The 22,265-nt window shown below is 47.0% G+C and carries 18 protein-coding genes; 2 read left to right on the plus strand and 16 right to left on the minus strand.

Annotation, left to right across the window (positions count from 1 at the left end; translation table 11 throughout):
* Positions 1-78 precede the first annotated feature (78 nt).
* The 12 genes from cydC to MLD56_RS21755 all read right to left on the minus strand — a co-directional run bounded on the left by cydC (position 79) and on the right by MLD56_RS21755 (position 16,318).
* Complete coding sequence (cydC, locus tag MLD56_RS21700) at positions 79-1,887, minus strand: thiol reductant ABC exporter subunit CydC (protein WP_029519243.1); 1,809 nt, start codon at positions 1,885-1,887, stop codon at positions 79-81.
* Entirely contained in the window at positions 1,871-3,628 is a 1,758-nt protein-coding gene (gene cydD, locus MLD56_RS21705; protein ID WP_029519244.1) for a thiol reductant ABC exporter subunit CydD, read from the minus strand. Before cydD ends, cydC begins: the two co-directional genes overlap by 17 nt.
* Positions 3,628-4,641, minus strand: a complete 1,014-nt coding sequence (gene cydB / locus MLD56_RS21710; RefSeq protein WP_029519245.1) for a cytochrome d ubiquinol oxidase subunit II — start codon at positions 4,639-4,641, stop codon at positions 3,628-3,630. Before cydB ends, cydD begins: the two co-directional genes overlap by 1 nt.
* On the minus strand, positions 4,628-6,034 hold the full coding sequence (locus MLD56_RS21715; RefSeq protein WP_029519246.1) for a cytochrome ubiquinol oxidase subunit I: 1,407 nt from the start codon (positions 6,032-6,034) through the stop codon (positions 4,628-4,630). Before MLD56_RS21715 ends, cydB begins: the two co-directional genes overlap by 14 nt.
* Positions 6,035-6,441: 407 nt before the next feature.
* Complete coding sequence (locus tag MLD56_RS21720; protein WP_029519247.1) at positions 6,442-8,100, minus strand: response regulator transcription factor; 1,659 nt, start codon at positions 8,098-8,100, stop codon at positions 6,442-6,444.
* Positions 8,093-9,883, minus strand: a complete 1,791-nt coding sequence (locus MLD56_RS21725) for a cache domain-containing sensor histidine kinase (RefSeq protein ID WP_029519248.1) — start codon at positions 9,881-9,883, stop codon at positions 8,093-8,095. The genes MLD56_RS21720 and MLD56_RS21725 overlap by 8 nt, the downstream gene beginning before the upstream one ends.
* A gap of 170 nt (positions 9,884-10,053) precedes the next feature.
* A complete protein-coding gene (def, locus tag MLD56_RS21730; RefSeq protein ID WP_023990342.1) occupies positions 10,054-10,635 on the minus strand; it encodes a peptide deformylase in 582 nt (193 codons plus the stop codon).
* A 340-nt stretch (positions 10,636-10,975) separates the two neighbouring features.
* Positions 10,976-11,950, minus strand: coding sequence for a polysaccharide pyruvyl transferase family protein (locus tag MLD56_RS21735; RefSeq protein ID WP_029519250.1), 975 nt, complete (start codon positions 11,948-11,950; stop codon positions 10,976-10,978).
* Positions 11,925-13,304, minus strand: a complete 1,380-nt coding sequence (locus MLD56_RS21740; protein ID WP_029519252.1) for a lipopolysaccharide biosynthesis protein — start codon at positions 13,302-13,304, stop codon at positions 11,925-11,927. Before MLD56_RS21740 ends, MLD56_RS21735 begins: the two co-directional genes overlap by 26 nt.
* A 73-nt stretch (positions 13,305-13,377) precedes the next feature.
* Positions 13,378-14,331 carry a glycosyltransferase family 2 protein gene (locus MLD56_RS21745; protein WP_029519253.1) on the minus strand — a complete coding sequence of 318 codons (954 nt, stop codon included), beginning with the start codon at positions 14,329-14,331 and terminating at the stop codon, positions 13,378-13,380.
* A gap of 40 nt (positions 14,332-14,371) precedes the next feature.
* Positions 14,372-15,313, minus strand: a complete 942-nt coding sequence (locus tag MLD56_RS21750) for a glycosyltransferase family 2 protein (protein WP_029519255.1) — start codon at positions 15,311-15,313, stop codon at positions 14,372-14,374.
* A gap of 204 nt (positions 15,314-15,517) precedes the next feature.
* On the minus strand, positions 15,518-16,318 hold the full coding sequence (locus MLD56_RS21755; RefSeq protein WP_029519256.1) for a DUF1836 domain-containing protein: 801 nt from the start codon (positions 16,316-16,318) through the stop codon (positions 15,518-15,520).
* A 225-nt stretch (positions 16,319-16,543) separates the two neighbouring features.
* On the opposite strand from MLD56_RS21755, the gene MLD56_RS21760 reads away from it, so the two are divergent.
* The gene (locus tag MLD56_RS21760; protein WP_029519258.1) at positions 16,544-17,914 is read left to right on the plus strand and encodes a hemolysin family protein; all 1,371 of its coding nucleotides are present in this window, start codon (positions 16,544-16,546) and stop codon (positions 17,912-17,914) included.
* Between the two features lie 125 nt (positions 17,915-18,039).
* Positions 18,040-18,837, plus strand: coding sequence for an undecaprenyl-diphosphate phosphatase (gene bacA, locus MLD56_RS21765; protein WP_029519259.1), 798 nt, complete (start codon positions 18,040-18,042; stop codon positions 18,835-18,837).
* Positions 18,838-18,971: 134 nt separating this feature from the next.
* On the opposite strand, the gene MLD56_RS21770 is transcribed toward bacA, so the two are convergent.
* The 4 genes from MLD56_RS21770 to MLD56_RS21785 form a co-directional block, all read right to left on the minus strand.
* Positions 18,972-19,298 carry a thioredoxin family protein gene (locus MLD56_RS21770; RefSeq protein WP_025721930.1) on the minus strand — a complete coding sequence of 109 codons (327 nt, stop codon included), beginning with the start codon at positions 19,296-19,298 and terminating at the stop codon, positions 18,972-18,974.
* Positions 19,299-19,451: 153 nt separating this feature from the next.
* Entirely contained in the window at positions 19,452-20,363 is a 912-nt protein-coding gene (locus MLD56_RS21775; protein WP_029519260.1) for an aldo/keto reductase, read from the minus strand.
* A 144-nt stretch (positions 20,364-20,507) separates the two neighbouring features.
* Positions 20,508-21,251, minus strand: coding sequence for an alpha/beta hydrolase (locus MLD56_RS21780; RefSeq protein ID WP_029519262.1), 744 nt, complete (start codon positions 21,249-21,251; stop codon positions 20,508-20,510).
* Positions 21,252-21,284: 33 nt separating this feature from the next.
* A complete protein-coding gene (locus tag MLD56_RS21785) occupies positions 21,285-22,265 on the minus strand; it encodes a siderophore ABC transporter substrate-binding protein (protein ID WP_029519263.1) in 981 nt (326 codons plus the stop codon).

Raw genomic sequence — 22,265 nt, forward strand, 5'->3', positions numbered from 1 at the left:
CTCCAGTTGAATGTCTACATGTGACGCATCAACTCTAACCAGTATATAAAAGTTAATCAAAATTTTAAATACCTCATTTCACAGGCTCGGATGATCCAGCTCATACAGATTACGGTAACGAGACTGCTCCTGCCACAGCTGCTCATGACTGCCGCGCATGGAAATGGTGCCCTGTTCCATAAAGATCACCTCGTCCATATGCTCCATCCCCGTCAGATGATGCGTGATCCAGATCAATGTTTTGCCCTTCAGCACACGAAACATCGTCTGCATGAGCTCATGCTCTGTCAGCGGGTCAAGCCCCACTGTCGGCTCATCCAGCAAAACAATCGGGTGATTTTGCAGCAATATCCGCGCCAGTGCAATTCGCTGTTTTTCTCCACCGGAAAAACGAAGGCCCGTCTCCTGCATTCGGGTATCGTAGCCCTCCGGCAAAGAATCAATTAGAGTTCCAAGCCCTACCTGCTCCGTCACTGCACGCACCTCATCCAGCGTAGCATCGGGTCGTCCCAGCCGAATATTGTTCGCTACCGTTGTATCGAATAAATATGGCTGCTGGTTTAGCACCGCAAATAAACTGGAGTATGCTCCACCTGTATATACGGGAATCCCTGCGACAGTGACGCTACCTTCATCAGGCTGCAATGCTCCCTGAATCAGGTTCAGTAGCGTGGACTTGCCCGCACCACTGCGGCCAAGCAATGCAACCTTGCCCCCCTGCGGTACGTGCAAGGAGATATCACGCACGCTCCATTCCTGCGTTGCCGCATAGCGGTAGCTTACGTTGTTCAGCAGCAGGTCTCCTCCGTTGCCCAATCCCAGAGCGGTAGACTGCTCATCTATAGTGTCAGCTGTGCGGCCTGCTGCTGGGTGTCCTGCATCCCCAGTAACCGGAAGCGATGATGACACAGGTGTATGTGTATCTTTCTCCGAATCCTTCAACCGTCGAAGGGAATCCTGATACTCCGGCGCATGCACCACTGCTTCTCCAGCGCGAACGAAGGCATCCAGCAATGGAAAAGCCACAAGGGCAAAGGATGCCAACCATGTGGCTTCTATTCGATTCTGTGCTACTAGGCCTCCGGCCCACACAGTCATAATCACAATCCCGCCGCCTACAACGCATTGTGCTATCCAATGAGAACGCCACTCGCTCCGGCGAAGTGAATTTTCCATCACGGCAGCCCTATTGTGCCGTTGTGTAAAGGTACTCAGGAAATGCCCAGTCCGTCCGCTCAGCACCAGATCACTCATGCCGAACAGAGCATCCGTCAGGTCCTGATAGGCTTTACTCCGTTCCTGCTTGAACATTCGCCGTTTGGCGAGTGAGGTCCATAGTGAGATAGCTGGGGCAATAAAAAGCAAAAATCCTCCATATAGCGCCATAAGCAAGGCAAAGGTTCCGTCCATCCGTCCGAGCGCCGAGATGCCTGCTGCATAAATCAGCAAAGCCGATAACGCAGGCAGAACTAGCTTCAAATAGATGTTTTGAAGCTGCTCAATATCCTCTGCCAGCAAACCCAAGAGGTCCCCCGTACGGAATTTGCTGCGAATCATCAGCGCCTGCGGTTCCACTGCCCGATATAAGCGTACTCGCATACGGGACACAAGGCGCAATGCTGCATCATGTCCTACCAAGCGTTCCAGGTACTGAATAACCGCTTTACTAAAGCCAAACGTCCGCACAAGTACAATGGGCACGTACACCATTAATATATTTTCCGGTTTTAAGGCCGAACGGGTAATCAGATGACCGGACGTAAAAAGCAACGCGCCCGCACATCCAATGGCCAGCGCGCCCAAAAGAGCAGCTAGCAGAAAGGCCCAAAAATATTGTCTCAGATACGTCACAAACCAGCCTTGTCTGCTATTATCCGTTACTCTCATATCGTCCGTTCCCTCCTTCCGACATCCCCGTCAGCAATCGGTAATATGCCCCCTTACGGGCAATCAATTGTTGATGGGAACCTACTTCTTCCAGACGACCTTGATTCATCATCCAGACACAGTCCATATCTGGCATCCAATGTAGCCGGTGGGTGGCAAGAAACACTCTTTTGTGTTTCAAAACCGATAAAATCGTCTGTTTTAGCTCCCACTCTGTCTCAATATCCAGATGCGCCGTAGGCTCATCCAATAAAATGACCGGACGGTTACTGAGCAACGCCCGCGCCAATGCAATCCGCTGCGCCTGTCCTCCGCTCAACGTCCTACCCGCTTCACCAATGGGCTCATTCATTCCACCCGGAAGACCGTCTACCAGTTCACGCAGTCCAACCGCGTCAACCGCCCACTCCACCTGCTGGTTGGATGCCTCCGGTTCATAAAAACGAATATTATCTGCCAGAGAAGTGCTAAACAGGTATGGATGCTGTGGAATATACGCAATATGCCGTTGCCATTCAGCTTTTGCATCCCCAGCCAATCTGCATCCATTCAGGAGCAGTTCGCCCGAAGTGGGATCAGCAAAGCCGCCAAGCAGACTAAGCAGCGTCGTTTTACCTGCACCACTAGCTCCAACGATGCCGATCATGTTCATGTGCGGTTCAACATTGGCAGACACATGTTCAAGCCGAGCCGAACCGTCTTCATTAAGGAGGCACACATCGGACAGCTCGAGAATGTCCTGTCCCGTGATGTCCAATCCTTTATCGTTAACTGCCTGTTTATTCGGCTCGGTCGCATCATCTTCTTTACTGAGAATGGAGCGGATTGCTCCCCAAGCCTCCTTCCCATCCAGTGAAGCATGATAGTCTGATCCCAACTGGCGTATGGGCATAAAATATTCTGGGGCCAGAATAAGCACCGCAAGCGCTGCCTCCAAACCCACCGAGCCACTAATCAGGCGCAAACCCAAGCCTACCGCGACAAATGCGACCGATAGCATACTAAAAAAATCAAGGGCAAATGAGGAAAGAAACGCTACCCGCAGCGTGCGCATCGTTGCCGTGCGGTATTGGTCGCTGACCTTCCCAACCGTTTCCCCATGCTCTTGGCTACGACCCAAAAACCTTAGTGTCTGAAGTCCGCGCAGCGAATCCGTGAAATGATGAGATAACAGACGATAGGAACGCCACTGCTTGTCTGCCTGCTTCCGCGCCGCCAAGCCGAGCAAAATAAAAAAGCCTACCAGGATTGGCATCGTAGTCGTCAAAATCACACCTGAAATGACATCCAATGTGAAAACATACACAAGTACAAGTATAGTGACAGCCATCATGTCAATCATACGAGGAATGGACAGTTCCAAATACGTGCGAAAACGATCCATGCCGTCCAGCGCCAGCGTCACCAACTTGCCGCTACCTTCCTGCGCTGCAAAGCCCGGCCCCCGTTCGAACAAACGTGCAAGCAGACGCTCCCGTAAGGAAGCGCCTGAAGCTTCAGCAAAACGGCCTGCTGTCCGGCGTTGCAGCCAGATCGCCGTATGCCTCGTTGCAAAAGCAGCGAAAAACAACGCCAGCGACGGCCAAGCCATCACCAGCGGATTTTGTTCAAACAAAATCGTAACAGCCTTTGCCAAGAAGACTGCTTGTGCAATCACTGCGGCCCCCTGGAGCAGGGAAAGGGCAGCCAGTAGCAGCATCACTGGCCGAATGCCCTTTAATTCAAACCATGCCTTATCCATTAGTATTCCAAATGATCCTTCTCACTGAGACGCTTATGGAAAACAAAATAGCTCCACGCCTGATAAGCCAGCACAAAGGGTAAAAGCGTTGCTGCAACAATCGTCATGGCTTTCAGGGTGTAATGACTGGAGCTTGCATTATAAATCGTCAAATCAAAAGCACTGTTAATCGAGCTCACCATAAATCTTGGGAACAAACCGACGAATAACGAAACGAAGGTCAGCAAAATCACTGCACCTGTCATCCCGAAGGCCCATCCTTCGCGGCACTGCTTCAGGAAGTACCACGTCAGCACATAGGCGACAATTCCGACTGCTACCGCAGCATACATAAAGGGACCGCGACGCGCAAATAAATCCGTTGCAAAATAAGTCCATACCACCATGCCCGCAAGTAAAATGCCCAATACCGGAAGAAATTTGGATGCCATCACGCGAGCACGATCCCGTACTTCTCCAATCGTCCGCAGGGAAATAAACGTCAGTCCGTGCATTAGGCACATTCCGACCACTGTCAGTCCAATCCATACGGTATATCCATTGAATACATCGGAAAATCCAGCTTTCAAATCCATGTTTTGCTGAATAGGTACACCTTTCACCAAAGCCGCAAAAGCCATACCGAACAGCATCGGCGGTAGAAAGCTGCCAATCAGAATGCAGGCATCCCACGTTCCTGTCCACCATTTTCCTTCAGCCTTGCCGCGGAACTCAAAAGAAACTCCACGCAAGATCAAACCTAGCAAAATAAACACAAATACGAGATAATATCCGCTGAACATAGTCGCATAAAAATGTGGAAAAGCGGCAAACATTGCACCTGCTGCTGTAATCAGCCACACTTCGTTGGCATCCCAGAATGGACCAATCGTATTGATCATCAAACGTTTTTGTTGGTCATTACGCGGCACCAATCCTGTGGCCATTCCTACGCCAAAATCAAAGCCCTCCAGAAAAAAGAAGCCCGTAAACAGCACAGCGATCAATAAGAACCATAAATCATTTAGCGACAATGGTGTCACCCCCTTGAGCAAAAGGATCATGAATTACCGTTTGCTGATGTGGCTCAATATCTGGACCTTTGCGAGCCGTACGGTAAAACAGAAACGCCAGCACACCTGTTAAAATTAAATACAATGTGGTAAATGAGATGAACGAGAATAGCACTTCTCCTGCCACAACTGTAGGCGAAACAGAATCTTTCGTTTGAAGCAAACCAAATACCGTCCACGGTTGGCGACCTATTTCAGTCATGATCCAACCTGAAGTATTCCCAATGAATGGAAGGGATATCCCCCATATCATAAGACGGAAGAACCAGCGATGTGAACCTTCCAGCTTTTTACGGAACGTCAGGTAAGCCCCGTATAAGGCGAGTGCAATCATGCCACATCCCGCCGCAATCATAATGCGGAAGCTCCAAAACGTGGTACGTACTGGCGGGATATAATCGCCCGGACCATACGTTTTTTCATATTGGGCTTGCAGCTCATTCATACCAGGCACAGAGCCGGTAAATTTACTATAGGATAGAAAACTCAAAGCAAAAGGAACTTTAATCTCAAAGGTATTTCCCTTGTTTCCAGGATCAATCCATGCGATTACGGTCCAAGGAGCGGGGTCACCACTGTTCTCCCATAATCCCTCACTGGCAGCCATCTTCATCGGTTGTGTTTTCACCAAATATTGAGCCTGTCCATGACCAAACAAAGGAATAGCAATGGCACTGATTAAGGCAACAATAATACTCAATTTAAAAGAAGGTTTAAAAAAGTCCATATTCTTTTTGTGCATCAGCTTCCATGCACTGATACCCGCGATCAGAAATGCCCCCGTTGCAAAAGCAGCAAACAATGTATGTGGAAATTCCCATAACAGTTGTTCGTTCGTTAACAAAGCGGCAAAATCTTTCATTGCTGCACGTCCATTTTGAATCTCATATCCTACTGGACGTTGCATGAATGAATTAGCAGCTAGAATCCACAATGCCGATAACATCGTACCGATCGATACCAACCACATACAAATTAAATGAACCGTTTTGGACAATCTTTCCCAACCGAACACCCATAATCCGATAAAGGTCGATTCCAGGAAAAATGCAAGCAGCGCTTCAATTGCCAGCGGCGTACCGAATACATCACCCACAAAACGGGAAAAGTCCGACCAGTTCATCCCGAACTGGAATTCTTGCAAAATCCCGGTGACTACGCCCAGTGCAAAGTTAATCAGCAGAAACGTTCCCCAGAATTGAGCCATTTTTTTGTACAAGTCATTTTTCTTGATAACATACATAGTCTCCATAATTGCCACCAATAACGACAATCCAATGGAGATCGGCACATAAACAAAGTGAAGAATCGTTGTGGTTGCAAACTGCAACCGTGCCAAATCCAATACGTCCATGATGTTGCTCCTCCCCCTACACTTCTCTTAACATTGATTTATAGTGTCTGTAATCTGAAGCCTTCTACATTTGTGATAGTATTCACATTCTTACATATGCAGCGGTCACTTTTTAGAAAAATGACTCACCCAACTACCTTCACTATGGTTATCATGATCCGGCTTCAGATTATCCCCATTATATAGAATAAATTTAAATGAAATAGAATCGAAAATGTGAACATCGTGTCAAAGTTGTGTCATAATGATGTCGATTTGATGAAAACGCCCTAAACTCCATAATAAATGTGACATTTTCGATTGATCTATCTGTTTTTTCACCATAAAAAAAGAGTCTCTCTTCGTTCGGAGATCGTACCTCCGACATCTGCAAGAGAGACTTCATGGCGTTATACCTAGGGATTCTATCAACAGCCCTCTGTTCCTCCGTCCTTTTGAACCCGATTACGATAGGAGGAAGGTGACATTCCAGCATACTTTTTAAATTTACTATGAAAATAATCTGCATTCGCATACCCTACGCGTTCCGCCACCTGGTGCACCTTAATTCCTTGTGCAAGCAACTCCCTTGCCCGCTCAATCCTTACTTTATCCAAGTAGGCATTAAAGCCCTCGCCAGTATGACTTTTGAACAGTTTGCCCAAATAGCCACTATTGTAATTGAACATATCTGCTAGTAACTCCAGCCGCAAATTTTCATCATAATGACTATGTATAAAGTCAATCATTTGTTTCATGATGATGTCCTTGCCACCGGGATCAGTCTGTCCAATCCATTGCAACACATGCTCCAGCGAGTGATCCACCAGCTCGCCCAATGTGGAATAAGCATATACATCGGTTATAAAGCTGGAGTGCTCCTCCAGCACGGTTCGGCTGTGATCCTGTCCGGCTGCATACTTGTTCAACGCCAGTGTGAATGTTTGGGCGAACGCAGCCTTGATTGCGGATTCTGTGCGATAAATCCGTGGAAATTGGACTTCCATTTCCTTAATGACACGGGTTGCAGCTTCACTATTAGCCATATCTAGCGCATAGTACAGCTTTTCTGCATAACGTATGGGATCATCTGTGGTACTATCAGACGCTCCACTCATTTCAGTCTCGACTGTCTCCAGTTCGTGTAGGTCTCCAGGAAGCATGACTCTTTCTGCCCGGAACAAAAACGTACGCTCCAATAATCGCAGTGCCTGCTCAAAAGATCTGGGAATGTCGTTAAGAATGGCTACAGGATCACCGGCAGCCGCATAAATTTCCGTAGCCCACGCCTTTAGCTCCTGTCGCCAAGCAGCCAGTAACTGAACAGCATCTTTCTCCGTTTTTAACGTGGCGGGAAGCAAAAGACCCATATATATTCCAGCCTCAAACACGATACCTCTGCCTTGCTCATGGCACATTTCTGTTAGCCGCTGCTTTGCTGCCGACTGCCGGACTTGCCGATCCCAGTCAGGTATACGCAAATCCAGCAGAATAATCTGATAGCTACTCCAGTCCAACGCTGGTAACGCGGGCTGTTGCCCAAGTTTTTCGTTACCTCTTTGATGTTCAGCTTGCTTGGATGCTTTGTGCAGAGAATCGTTGCTTTCCACAGCATTGCGAGCATGCTCACGATGAACCGGAAACAATAGCGCTTCGATCCAATTACGCTCATGGGAAGGTGGACTTCCCCATTTGCCGTCTTCTTTCTCGTCCTCAATGTTTTGCCGTACCCGTTTCAACTCTGACGTCATTTCTTCCTCATCAACTGGCTTCAGTAGATAGCCATCTACTCCGAAGCCCATGGCTTGCCGTGCATAATCAAAGTCTGCATATCCGCTTAATATGAGAAAATGATACGGCTCCCCGTTCTTTTCACGTATACTACGTATAACCTCCAGTCCACTCATCCCGGGCATACGAATATCTACAATGACCAGCTCCGGTCGATGCTCTCCGAACTTATCCAGAGCCTCACGTCCATTCCCTGCCGTATCGACAATACGGAAGCCACAATCCCCCCAGTCAATAATGGAGGACAATCCTTCACGAATCGCAGGCTCATCATCTACAATCATCGCTTTATACATTCGACTCTTCCTCCCTTGGTATGGAAAAGTATATGGTTGTTCCTACTTGTAATGCGCTTTCAATATGCAATCCATAACGTTCACCATACATCAATGTCAGACGTTGATGTACATTACGCAGGCCAATACTGCTCCCTTCCGGCTCATCCGTCCCCCTGATCCGAGCTAGCAGACGGGTCAGTTGCCCAGCTTCCATGCCGATCCCGTCATCTTCTACTTTAATTTTCAACTTTCTTTGTTCTATTGCAATATTTACCTTCACGGTAACCGGCTCTTCCTTATTTTCCAGTCCATGAATGACCGCATTTTCCACCAGCGGTTGTATGATTAAGGGAGGAATCGACATGTCCGTCGCATCTTCTTCCAAATTCACTTCATAGATCAAGCGATTTCCAAATCTGAATTGCTGAATTTGCAAATAGGATCGCACCATATCCAGCTCCTGTAGTACCGTCGTTTTACCACTGCCAATCTCCAGATTCCGGCGCATCAGCCTGCCAAGCAAACGCACCGTCGTTGCAATTTCCGCTTCCCCATTCAGATGTGCTTTCATTCGAATAGATTCTAATGCATTAAACAGAAAGTGTGGATTAATTTGGCTGGCCATCATTTTTAACTTGATATCCTTTTGTGCCAATTCCAGCCTGTTGTTGTGCTCACTCGTCTCATAGACCTGCGCCATGAGTTGGCGAATACTACTCACCATATAGTTGAAACGGCGGGATAAATCCCCGATCTCGTCCCTTCCCTCCACACTCGATACCACATGAAAATCGCCCGCGGCTACCTTACCCAGCTCATAGCTCAACCGCTGTAGGCGTTTGGTAATCAGCCAGGAAATGATGGTGATCAGAATCAGTGCCATAATCAGCACTGCAAGGACACATAAAGCACCAATCAGACTGATTCGATTGGCTCCCTGTACAATATGCTCCGTTGAAAACACTGAAATAATCGTAAATCCGCTCACACTGGAGGCGGGCAGCAGCTCATCCACAATGATGTTGGAGGGTAATCCGTTGATTTTCGCTTCATATATCCCCTTACCCGCACGCTGGACATCAAAGCCCAAATGTAAATCGCCCAACGTCTGCCCCACCGACTGCGGGCGAGTAGCTGCGACCACAATCCCGTTACGATCCGTAATCAATGTTTCAAAAGGCTCCTTGCTCAGCATATGATTCAACTCGGTCTGACTCAGCGATATCATCAGAATTCCCTTGGTATTGTATTCAGGAAATGGAATTTGCCGTATCAGGCTCAGGCGATTAACCGGATTATCTTCCTTATCCTGAATGTAAAACCAGTTAATCGCCGTCCCCTTCAATGCCGTCTGGAACCACTGTTGCCGCTCAATGTTAGAGTCCACTGGAATAAACTCCAGATTATTGACAAGCGTCGGATTGTACGAATAGAACCGAATGGTAGCAACCTCTCTATATTGCTGAGTGTACTCATTAAAATCCTTGTATTGATGATACGCATTCATCAGCTCTACCATACCCGGATACCGTCGGTTCGCCATCTCCCTCAGCCTTTTATCGAACATGAGCCCATTTGAAATATCCGTTGGCACACGCAGTAAATTTGCCGTCTGGCTCTTGATCTTTTCCACATTGTTTACCGTCTGGGCAATTGCACTATTCAATGCCTGTTCTCGCAAATAAAAAGTAACGCAGCCGCCAACCACCAGCACCGGAATCATGACAATTAGTACGTAGGAGAACAGCAGCTTATTCCGCATACGCATATTACTCATCAGAAGCCATACTCCACGATTCATGCCATCCCTCCCACAAGATAAGCGCTTACATTTTTTTGCGTGTTTTCACATCCTCCATCTCGACCTATATGTATGTATCCAGTTTAATGCTTCGTAACCTCTATATCTATGTTTTTTGCAAAATTTAAAAAATGTGGCGAACAGAGTCACCACACTTTACGATTCCTAAACTATTTACGTACAAAAGGTTCGATATGCACTCCCTGCGGTAGCTTGTGCGGATCTTCCGGGTTGATACGGTCATAGAACATAATACCATCCAAATGGTCCATTTCATGCTGTACAACAATCGCTGCATAACCTTTGAACGTCAATAGCTCCTGTGTTCCGTCTGGTAAAGTGGCCTTAATACGAATTTTTTCGTAACGCGGTACATATCCGGCTACGTACCGATCTACCGACAAGCACCCCTCACCCTGCTCCAAATAAATCATGGACGTGGAGTGGCTGACTAACTTCGGATTAAACAACGCATACTCTACCGTTTTGTCTCCATCTTCATAATAAATAGCGCACATTCTTTTGTTCAAACCTACCTGGTTTGCAGATAACCCCACACCCGGGCGCAGTTCATAGCGGGTAGCCAGCTCTTCATTTTGGCTATTTTTCAGATAATCCAGCATCCATTGCATCTGTTGAAGATCCTCTTCAGATAGTGGCAAGCATACCGGATCAACCTTCGTACGCAAAATAGACTCCCCTTCACGCACGATATCCTTCGTGAGAAGCATGTCCATCGATTGATTACTCATTCGTCAGCCTCGATTCATTAAAATAAATATATTTTCATGTGATGTACTGCCATGTAATATGTGATGCGGTGCAAAAACTGTGGGATTTCCCGGTTTTCTGCAAGTTTTATCCCATAAATTATATCTATTCATGAAATGAATTGTCAAAATAAAGCGACGTTTTTTTGGGGGGAAATTGGCGCAATAAAGACCTCTACGGGGGCGTCCTACTCTTTTAGATTAAGTCATTAAATATACACTGCCTTTATTATTTATCACATTAAATGATTTTGTCTCTATATAAAAGCCTCCTAAATCATTTCAATGATCAGGAGGCTTTTGAAAATAATTTTTCTTACTATTAAGATGGCTGCTCCAACGCACTTGGAGCTTCACTAAACAGCTTCGCCTTTGGATTCGGGTGTGTCCAGGTATTATAATATTGCGAGTTCTTGCCGTAGGAGTTGTCAATGACAACGTGCGGCATATCAAGCAGACAGGCCAGAATGTGACCGTGCAGCCGTGAAGTGCGAACCTCGCGGTAAGAGCTGAACAGGGTAACCGCTTTGTTCATGAGATGATCTGTGTACTTGTACCAGAATGTACGCGTGGGCAACGGGCCGCCGATTTTCTTATCCAGTCGGTAAAACTTCTGGAAATAGACAATTCCCTTCACTTCCAGCGGAGTGAACAAAGTATCCCAGTCCAGACGGTGAGCGGCATCTGCCTCGTCATCGAACTTCTTTTGTCCACCCACCGTTTCAATATCAGTCCGCAGGAAATACAATACATCCTTCACCGTTTCCGTAGTCGGCTTCAATGGCCAGAGCTGGTGAGCCATATCAGGACATAGTGTGATACTGCACTGGTTCAGCTTGTCCTTAGCCCACTGATAAGAGCGAGTATCCCGCACAAACATATGTAGATCCGGGTGAGCATTAAACAGGGCAGCGACCTCATTAGCCTTCTGTTCAGATTGAAAGTGGATCGTTTGCGGCATAATCACAATTCGGTGGTTAGGGAAATCGCGAACGATGCGTTCCCGCAAATTTTGGTGATTTGAATAGAGATCGCCGAAGTTGCCGCCGCCGTGACACACGATAATCCAGTCACCCGGGATTTGAAGCTGATCGGGAATATCCATGGCGCTATAACGGGCACGGACACGGATGCCATTATCCTTGAAGAACGCCTCAGTGCCTTTCATGATGAGTACATCCCCACCGTTATTATAGACGGGATAGTCGACATAAATGATATTCGAACCTTGGGGGACTACGTCGAGAATGACGCTCAGCTTGTTTTTCAGTTTAGCCATGGGATGCAAATTCGGCATCTTTCAGTTCTCCCTTCCTGCGCTTCTTTTGTATAGTCTGAATGACAAATGTAATATCACTTTTATCAAAAATGATCCGTGATAGCGGAACATTGAAAAACATGGGGAACGAGAACAGTGAGAACGCCAACCGAACACAAGCGCCTACAAGCAAAGCAATCGCAATGCCATCCAGACCGAAGATCGGTGTACAAATAAAAAACAGACCGACGGTGATCGCATAGGCTACAATTTGCCGGAACAATACCAGTCCCGGACGCCCCAGCGCGTTAAAGGCCGAAGCCAGAATCCATGAGCCGCCACCAATGATACATTCCAGTGACAGCAGGTAGAACGTTAGCGATGCTTCCAGAAAAGCGGGGCCGTACAGCAAACCCAGCATGTATCGTCCAATGAAGAGAGCAGGCACAATGACGATTAGCATCGCAGCCATAGAGATGCGAAAAGCACGTCCTACCGTTTCGACAATCTTGCTGTGCTCCATTCCCGTAACCTTTGGAAAGGTAACGTTAGTGACGGCATTTTGCACTACATTGAACACACGAGACAAGGCGTAGACGACAGAGTACAGGCCGAACGCTTTGGGTGATAGCAGTGCCACAATAACGATTTTGTCCGTTTGTGTGGACAGCGTCCCCATCAACTCCATCCCGTAAACCCTCGCTCCATAGCTATAATAAGGACGAAGCACTTGGCGGCTGGTAAATGGGCGGAAAGTACGCAAATTCATATACTTGCGCAAACGGAGGAACGCCCACACTAGTGCAAGGAAACTCGCGGCAAAATTCACTGCTCCAGCCAGTTGCACATTGAGCAAGCCCATCAGCCACAGTGTCACCAGACCGATGAAATTCAGTAGTGGGTAGTAAAACAACAGGCCGTTATATACGCTAAATCGATCCAGCCCTTGCGACAATGCTGTCGTCAGCGCTGTAAGCACTGCCAGCGGTATGGCTGCCGCACAATAAAGCTGGGACAGTTGGATGATGTCCGCACCATAACCATTCAGCCACAGCGGCATGCATATCCAGGCCACCGCTCCTGCCAACAAGCTGGCAGGCAACTGAATCCAGAGCGACAACGCCAGCAATTCTTCCGTCGTGCCTGTTTTCTTCTTGATGTTATAAATTAACGACGTTGGTAACCCGAAGCTCAACACACTGCCGATCAGCGTAGGCCAGAACAGAACTGCCGCCAGTTCTCCTTTCCCCTCTACTCCGAGCATACGTGCGGTCAGGATGGAAGTCAGGGTCGTAACGATTAGCACAAAAAAATTGTTAAAGCTCGTGCGCATGATCGTTTTGGCGAGACTGTCACCCGTGAATACTTTCCTTGCTGCTGTCCATGTGCTCATGTTACGTCCAACTCCTGTTCCTTATTAAGCCTCTCGTCTCTATGCTCGCATCGCGTCTTTTGACGCACCTCCATCAGCCTACCGTTTTTTTGGAATTGCGTTCAGGCAACTGCCCCCCGCCAACAAGCTCCTTTGGACTTGAAAAGATTGCTTTCAACGCTCTTCTATAGCCTTGAATGGCAGTATGATTTTTCTTGGGCTTTTCTCTCAAAATCTGATACAACGTCGTCCAGTATAGCGCTGCATAACCAATCGGCCCAGATCCCTCATCACGCAGTAAATGAATATGATTCATCACACGCATATAAGTAACCTGCTCCATATTGTCGCGTGAGGACGGCGATTCGTGATGAAGCAGCGTAAGCGCCGGGTTAATGTATAACGGACCGCTTTTCATTGCGATGCGCGAAAGTAACAGATCCTCGCCTACGCTATAGCTTTGCAACCAAGGTACCGGCTCCAGACTGCGAATCGCCTCACGGCGAAATGACATATTGCAGCCATGAAAAAACTGGGTTCTAAACGTCTTCTTGGCCTTATGCCAGTTATACATCGAGCCGGACTGACCGCTGAGGGACAACCTCCCTTTGGACAAAGACTGCTGGAATGACAGCAAGCATCGAATCGTTCCCATGAAGCTGTTACTCATTCCCTGTGCAATACCGCCGACACCAGCAGCCTGCGGGTAAGCTTCATAGGTACGCATCAACTCATTTAAATAGTTGCTCGGCAACTCAACATCATCGTCAAGGAACAAAATAATGTCACCCTGCGCAAGTTCAGCTGTCTTTACACGAGATAACCATAATCCCGGCTGCTCCTTACGATGATATCGGTAGGTAATTCCTGCTCTGCCCAACTGACGCTCATAGCGTTCCAGCACATGCTTCGGCAGTTCTCCGTCATCAATAATCCATAGCTCGGTTTCACATGCCTCCGGTGCTCCCCCAATGGCAATTGAATTGATGCATCGGGTCAGATCGTCAACCCGATTTCGGGTGCACAGAGCAATGGACAAGCTTAACATCATACTCCCCCTTTATCCTGTCAATGTGTAAAAAAACAGATTACTGAACCGCCGGGCCTAAATATTCGTTATATTTTTGCTTGCGCGGGTTCAGAATGAACAACACCCCCTGCTTGTATCCATCTGCGGCATTAAAATTGCGACGCAGCGTTTCTTTGAGCATCAAGTAGGATAAGGTCCATAAAAGGGCTCCATACTGAATCACTCCAGCCTTTTTCAAGGCAAGAAAATAATAGTGGTTAATCGCTGTAGCCTTGGCTACTTTGCCCGCCTTATCGCGCGAGCTTGGAGATTCATGATGAATAATGGTTAAGTCAGGATTGATAACCAATTTGCCGTAACGGCTCGCCAACTGGCACATGTACAAATCATCAGCCACAGCATAACTGGTCATCCACGGATACGGCTTCATATCCCGAAGCGCATCCCTACGAAAGGACATATTGCAGCCATGAAAGAATTCTGTATCGAAAACCTCAGTTGCTTCGCCCCAACGCAGCAAAGAACCTGCCAGACTACTAGGCGAGAGCTTGCCGAGGGATGAAGACATCTGAAATGTCAAAACGCCCAGCAGCTTTCCTGCCCGGCTCGAATGTAATCCCTTTGCAATCCCTCCAACACCCACAATCGTTTTATCCTGATCATAGGTATCGAGCAAGCGCCGGATATAGAGTTTATCGTCCAGTTCTGCATCATCGTCAAAATACAGCACAATATCATACCGCACAAGGGACAAGGCCTCATAGCGAGATAACCAAACGCCGGGACGACTTTTTTTATAATATTTCAAAACGCTTTGAGGCAATCCGGATACCATGTGACGGTACTGCTCGATCTGTTGGTCGGAAATATCGCCGTCATCAACAATCAGCAGTTCTACAGCCGTATGCTCCAATTGCTGCTGTACTGCAATAGATTGTATACAGCGTGTCAGGTCTTCGATCCGGTTGCGGGTACAAATGATGATGGAGACATCGGACATGCCATTACCTCCTGTGTGTGTATCCAGATGCTTTGGAAGAGATATTCAAAGTTTTTCCAATTGCTGGATTATATATGTTTATTGTATCTTTGACAGCGTTTTAGTGTATATACCTCTTTTGTATACTTTTTCAGTCTCCAAAAGGGTAGACAATCCTCTAAAAAGAGTAAAAAAATAGGATTGGCTTCTAATGCCAATCCTGATTTACCCTTGGAAGTCCAGAAACAACGTCGCATTCACATACCGACGTGCCATGGACAAAAAATAACTATTTTGCACCGCTACTGCTGCCACCAGCAAAGTATTACGCACTGCTTCACACTGGTTAGGGGTCAAATGCTGTAAACGACTGGTGTATTGATCAGCCGCCTGAACCAGCAACTCCTCTGTCGCACCTTCCTGACGCTGCTGTACTGTAACGGAATCTCCGTTATCCTTTACATAGCCTGCACCAGCAACATCGAGCAGTTGGTCTCCGTTCGCATCCAGCTCCTCAAACAAAGTTGAATATGCGGCGTACAAATCAACCGGCTGGATCAGATCGTCCGTATCATCTTCGGGCTGTTGGAACAGGATATGAAATAGCTGACGAATGGATTCAAAATCAAGACATGATTTTAAATCTTCTACAATGAGCAATATAGCTGCCTGGTTGACCGAGTATTTTTTGCCGATCTTCGGAGCGCCGAGAAATTCCTTGAAGTCGCGTTTGACCCAATTTTGCATAGATGCTAGTGACACATGGCTGTACTCGACTAGTTGCCCCAGGGAAACAATCTCTTGCAGCGAAAAGGCTGCGCTGTGCTTTCCCTTGATGATTTTATCTAGCACAGGTGTCACATCGGTGTATAAAAATGTCGGCATCGCGCTCCCGGAGCGGGCGAGATGGCCATGAGTGCGCCTCCAGGCGTCCTGCAGAACGGCCAAAGGCTGCAATTCGCGGCGACCTTCCATGGCCAGCAGCAAATGGGCCATATCACGACGAGTAAGGGTAAAAGACTCCATCTGCTTTCCTCCCTTTATTACATTTCAAGTTCATTTGAACTCATCATACGCCCTCAAACTAGGCTTGTAAAGTGAAGCAATGAGACGTGCGGGTTCTATTATGCCTTATTTTCTGTGTAAATTGGAGGTAGGCGACCTGCTACGATTCCATATGAACCTTGTATATTTTCTTTTAAGTTCTTAAAATAAGTTCAAGTGAACTTAAAATGGAGTTCCTTAAAAAAATTGAACGAAAAAGGGATGAGTGAAAATTATATGGGTATAGGTGTCAGTCTATTTTTGTTTGCGGTGTTGATTTTATTTAGTGCTTTCTTCGTGGCTACCGAGTTTGCGATTATTAAAATCCGTTCCAGCCGGGTCGATCAGCTGGTTGTGGAGAACCGTAAAAACGCACTGGCGCTACAAAAGGTCGTCAATAATCTGGACGGCTACCTGTCCGCCTGTCAGCTTGGTATTACGATTACAGCGTTGGGACTCGGCTGGCTCGGTGAACCGACCGTAGTCAAATTGCTGGAGCCTCTCTTTCAACAGCTCAACATCAATGGGGATTTTTCACATATCCTGGCCTTTATTATTTCATTCGTCATTGTAACTTACCTGCACGTGGTGATCGGCGAACTGGCTCCCAAAACATTGGCGATCCGCAAAGCGGAAGCTGTCAGTTTGTTAACCTCTCCAGTCATCGTGTGGTTTAACCGGATTATGTATCCGTTTATTTGGCTCCTTAACGGCTCGGCCAATCGTCTGGTTCGTCTGTTTGGTCTTCAACCGGCTAGTGAGCATGAAGAAGCGCACTCTCAGGAAGAAATTCAGATCATTTTGTCCGAAAGCGTGGAAAGTGGTAAGATCAATAACACCGAATATGGCTACGTAAATCGTATCTTTGCTTTTGACGAGACCGTTGCCAAAGAAATTATGGTGCCACGTACAGATATGGTATGCTTGTTTACGAATCGCTCGCTAAAAGAAAACATGCTGACTATTCACGAAGAGCAGTATACCCGTTTTCCGGTGGCGACAGATAGCAAGGATCAGATCATTGGTATGATTAATACCAAACAGCTATTCCTTGAGTATGATCGCAATCCCGAGCTTGTTTTCGACAGCCTGATTCAACCGATCTTGACCGTTCCGGAAGTTATCCCCGTCAACACACTGCTGAAACGTATGCAGAAGGAGCAGGTTCATATCGCTCTCCTGGTCGATGAATACGGTGGAACCTCCGGTCTTATTACCATCGAGGACATTTTGGAGGAGATTGTTGGCGAAATTCGGGACGAATTTGATAAGGATGAACGGAAGGAAATCGAGAAACTGACGGAGAACAGTTATTTGATGGATGGTAAAGTGATGCTTTCCGATCTGAGTGATCTGACTGGCTTGACATTGGACGATGAAGACGTGGATACTGTCGGAGGGTGGGTGTATAGCCGGGTTCCGGAACCTAGACAGGGCAAGGAATTCATAGAAGAAGATGTGAAATTTATCATTCGTGAAATGGGTAAAAATCGTATTCGTCGGGTGGAGATTATTTTACACTACACATCCCCCGCATCTGAATTGGAAGCAGAATCGGACACTTCTTCCCGGGAATGAACCGTGTGACCTGAGCGTTTATCTTTGCACTTGACACTTGTGTTCACTCCTACTGAAATGACATATCTCCAGGGCAAACGGCTTAGGTCGTTTGCCCTGCACGCGTGTAAGGAGGAGCTAGTAAAGTGGATATTTTATCTTCTATTATTATGGGAATTATTGAAGGGCTGACAGAGTTTTTGCCGGTCTCTTCGACGGGTCACATGATCCTCACGGCTGATCTTCTAGGATTAAACACAGAGAATGATACGGTCAAAACGTTTGAGGTTATCGTGCAATTAGGTGCTGTGCTGGCAGTCGTCGTATTATACTGGCGCAGATTCCTGAGCCTGTTTGATTTCAGACGCAAAATCTCGAGTCAGCCACGTCTAAACCTGTTACATATTATTTTAGCCATGATCCCAGCTGGGCTAATTGGCGTACTGTTCCGTGATGTAATTAAGCAATACCTGTTTGGTCCTGAAACGGTTCTCTATAGTTTAGTCATCGGAGGCCTGTTGATGATTGCGGCCGAGAAATTTCATCCGCCCATTAGATCACATACGTTGGATGAGATCACGTACAAACAGGCTTTTACCATCGGTCTGTTCCAAGTCCTAGCTCTATGGCCAGGCTTCTCCCGTTCAGGCTCAACCATGTCTGGGGGCCTATTCGCACGTGTAAGTCATACGGCAGCCGCGGAATTTACATTCCTCGTATCGGTTCCGGTCATGCTGGGTGCATCGGGTATTGATATGATTAAAAGTATGGATCATCTGTCTATGAGTGATTTTCCGGTGTTCGCAGCAGGCTTTATTACTTCCTTTATCGTCGGGATGCTGGCGATCAAAACATTCCTCGGTCTGCTCAAACGCTTGAGTCTGACTACGTTCGCCATTTACCGCTTCGTGCTGGCGGCTGTGTTCTTTTTCATTATTTTATAAGCCATTGTTTGGTACCGATAACCACTAACTAAAAAGGGATATCCATAGGATCTGAATGATCAGCCTTGGATATCCCTTTTACTATTTTGCAGAAAGGATAGATCGTACTGAACGATCCCTATCATGCGTTCTGATTATTGTTTGGATTCCAGCGTAGTCAAATATTCCGAGATTTGAGCTGGCGTTTTAGCGTATTTGCTGTGCAAATGAGCAATTTTTTCGCCATTTCGGAACACGAGCAGACTCGGAATGCCGCGCACTTGATTTTCGTCGGCAATCGGCTGGAATTTCTCCGCATCAAGCGCAAAGAAACGCTTATCCGCGTTTTCTTCTATAATGCCGTCCATAAATTTATCCAGTGTCTTGCAATCCGGACACCAGGTTGTATCAAATTTCACGACGGTCAGACCGTCACCGTTAATTAAATCCTGATATTGCTGCTGAGATTCGATGCGTTCCATTCGTTAGTCCCTCCTAGGTTGTATTTACAAAACATCTCCATATTCACATATGGAATTATATAAACGGAAGCTTATTCTTATATTGTAATGGTTCTTTTATAAATTGCAACTGGGACGGGTACATGTTTGACACTTGTCCCATCATTGCCGGGATCAGCGGTATTGCGCATCATAACGATTGGCTCGGCTAATTTGCTGTAGCGCCTGCCGCTCTTGTTGAGTTAGCAGTGCAATATCTGCAGCAGAAATATTATGCTCCAATTGTCCCAAAGAGCTTGCACCCGGGATCACAGCAGCGACAGTCGGATGTGAAAGGCTATAACGGATAGCTGTCTGCCCCATACTACGGTCCGCCCCTGCAAAAGCCTTTAATTGCTTACGCACGTCCAGCAGCTCTGCTTCTTCGTAGTCTAGGTATCCCTTCGCTGCCTTTTCTTCCCCCTTATCAGCCAATACACCGCTCGCTACGGGTCCACGTGCAATCACGCTGATTCCCCGCTCCTGAAGCAAAGACAGTACCTCTTCCTCTGCACGTCGGTCCAGTAAACTATACTGATTCATAACACTAACGATATTCGAGCGTTTGACATATTCACGGATGACGTGCGGGCGAATGGAGGAAATACCATAATAACGGATGACGCCCTCCCGCTGTAGCTGCTCAAAAGCCTCAATGGTTTCGTCTATCGGATCGTTAATTGTCCCTCCATGCAGCTGATACAGGTCGATATAGTCCGTTCCCAGGCGGCTCAGGCTCTCTTTAACAGCAGACAGAATATATTTCTTGGATGGGTCCCATCCCCAGCCCTCCTGCCCCGGTAGACGCCGATTGCCGACCTTGGTCGCCAGGATGACATCCTGTCGCCGTCCACGGATCGCTGCACCCACAATTTCTTCATTGCGTCCGTGCTGGTACAAATCGGCCGTATCCAACAGGTTTACGCCTTTATCCAACGCTTCATGAATCAAGTAAACAGCTTGCTGCTCCTCCGTACCGACCGACATACATCCCAGGCCAATCTCACCTACCAGCAAATCTGATGATCCTAGGCGGTTTCTTTTCATTTATGCTCCCCTCACTTCCAATAACGTATAACTTTAAATTTTCAATATTTCTCTATTATACGAAAAAAACAACCCCAAAGACATAGAGACTCCACGCTCTCCAATCCTTAGAGGTTGTTGTATGAGATTTGTATTCCATTCATGCTATCCGAACAGCCATTGAACGGCCTTAGGAAATTGACGCTGAAAACAATCCACACGATGTACCGCATCCTGATCCAGCTCAAGAAGCACATCTTTTGCATCCAGTCCCTGTGTCCGCAGCAACTCGTATGCCTGGAGGGTGAGCGGAACCATATCTTTTTGTACATTCGTCTTTCCTTCACCTTCACGGGTCCCGACAGATATATAAAAGCGTTGTGTCCCATCCCTCACAGTTGCACATGATGCAGATTGCATATAATCAATCATACCCGGATACCAATACGAGCCTGAGATAGAACCGACGCGTCCGAATACGTCCTTATACTGGAAGACGGCATACATGGAAATTAATCCGCCCAATGAGGCGCCGATAATGCCCGTATGCTCCGTTCCAGTATGCACTGGATATTTTGCCTCGACGTATGGCATTACTTTTGTAACCACAAACGCCAGATAGGCATCTCCACCACCACCAAAAGTAGGTCTTCCTTCTACTAAAGCAGCTGCCTTCCAAGGCGTATAATCATCCAGCCGATTTACGGGCTGAATACCCACCAGCACCACACGGGGCAGCTCTCCCGTAGAAAAACCTCTTTCCAGCTCATCCAACCCGCTTAGAAATAAAGAGCTGCCATCCTGCACATACAGCACCGGATACAGCTCATTATGATTCATGGAGATGGGAGGTGTATAAACGTGCACAAGGTACCCATCTAATGGAATTTCATCTACATGACCTTTCATCCTACACAGTCCTCCATGATGTGAATGTATTTATTACAGTGCAGCATCAATTTCCTTGATCATTTCAGATACGGATTCCAGACCATTACCTGATAGGTACCAGTAGTTAGGATCAAGGTATACAATATGACCGTTTTTAAATGCATTGGTTTTCTTCACCAGTTCATTCTCCATGGTTTGTTTGCCTGTAACCTGTTCCTTGCCTTCTTCGACCACCACAGCCCCACGGTCAACGACAAAAATATAATCCGGATTTTTTTGCTGTACATATTCAAAAGAAACCTTTTGTCCATGCGTGGATACTTTAATGCCAGGATCTACAGGGGTTACGCCAAAAGCATCATGAATGATACCGAAACGGGATTGTGAGCCATATGCGCTCAGGCTTCCTTCATTTGTCAGCACGATCAGTCCTTTAGCTTTGCTCGCTACAGCCTTGTCATGTACGCCCTTGATGGAGCTATCAATCGCAGCCAGTTCCTGCTTGGCAGCATCCTCTTTGTCGAAGATTTGCCCCAGTGTTTCAACGTTTTTCTTAAAGGAATGGATATAATCCTTGGTGTCTACCGCCATCGAAATGGTCGGTGCAATTTTGCTCAACTCTTTATATGCATCAGCTTGTCTGCCGCCGATGATGATCAGTTCAGGAGACAGATCACTGATTTTCTCGTAATCCGGTTCAAACAGCGTGCCCGCACTTGCATATTTGGAATCTTTATATTTGCTCAAATACGTAGGAAGATCCTGCTGCGCCACTGCCGCAACGTCAACACCCAGCTTATCGAGCGTATCCAATGAACCAAAATCAAAGACAACGACATTTTTGGGGTTAACTTTGACTTGGACCGGGTTTTCATCCAGTGCGTGTTTGACCGAGATGGTTTTGGATTCCGTTGTTGCAGCAGAGGAGCCGTTTCCAGTCGTCTCTTGTGTTGCCGGAGCTGCTTTGCCACAGGCTGACGCGATCAGTACCAATGCAAGCATCAGCGTTAAAAACATCATATTTTTCTTCAT

The organism is Paenibacillus peoriae (assembly GCF_022531965.1).
Lineage (GTDB): Bacteria > Bacillota > Bacilli > Paenibacillales > Paenibacillaceae > Paenibacillus > Paenibacillus polymyxa_D.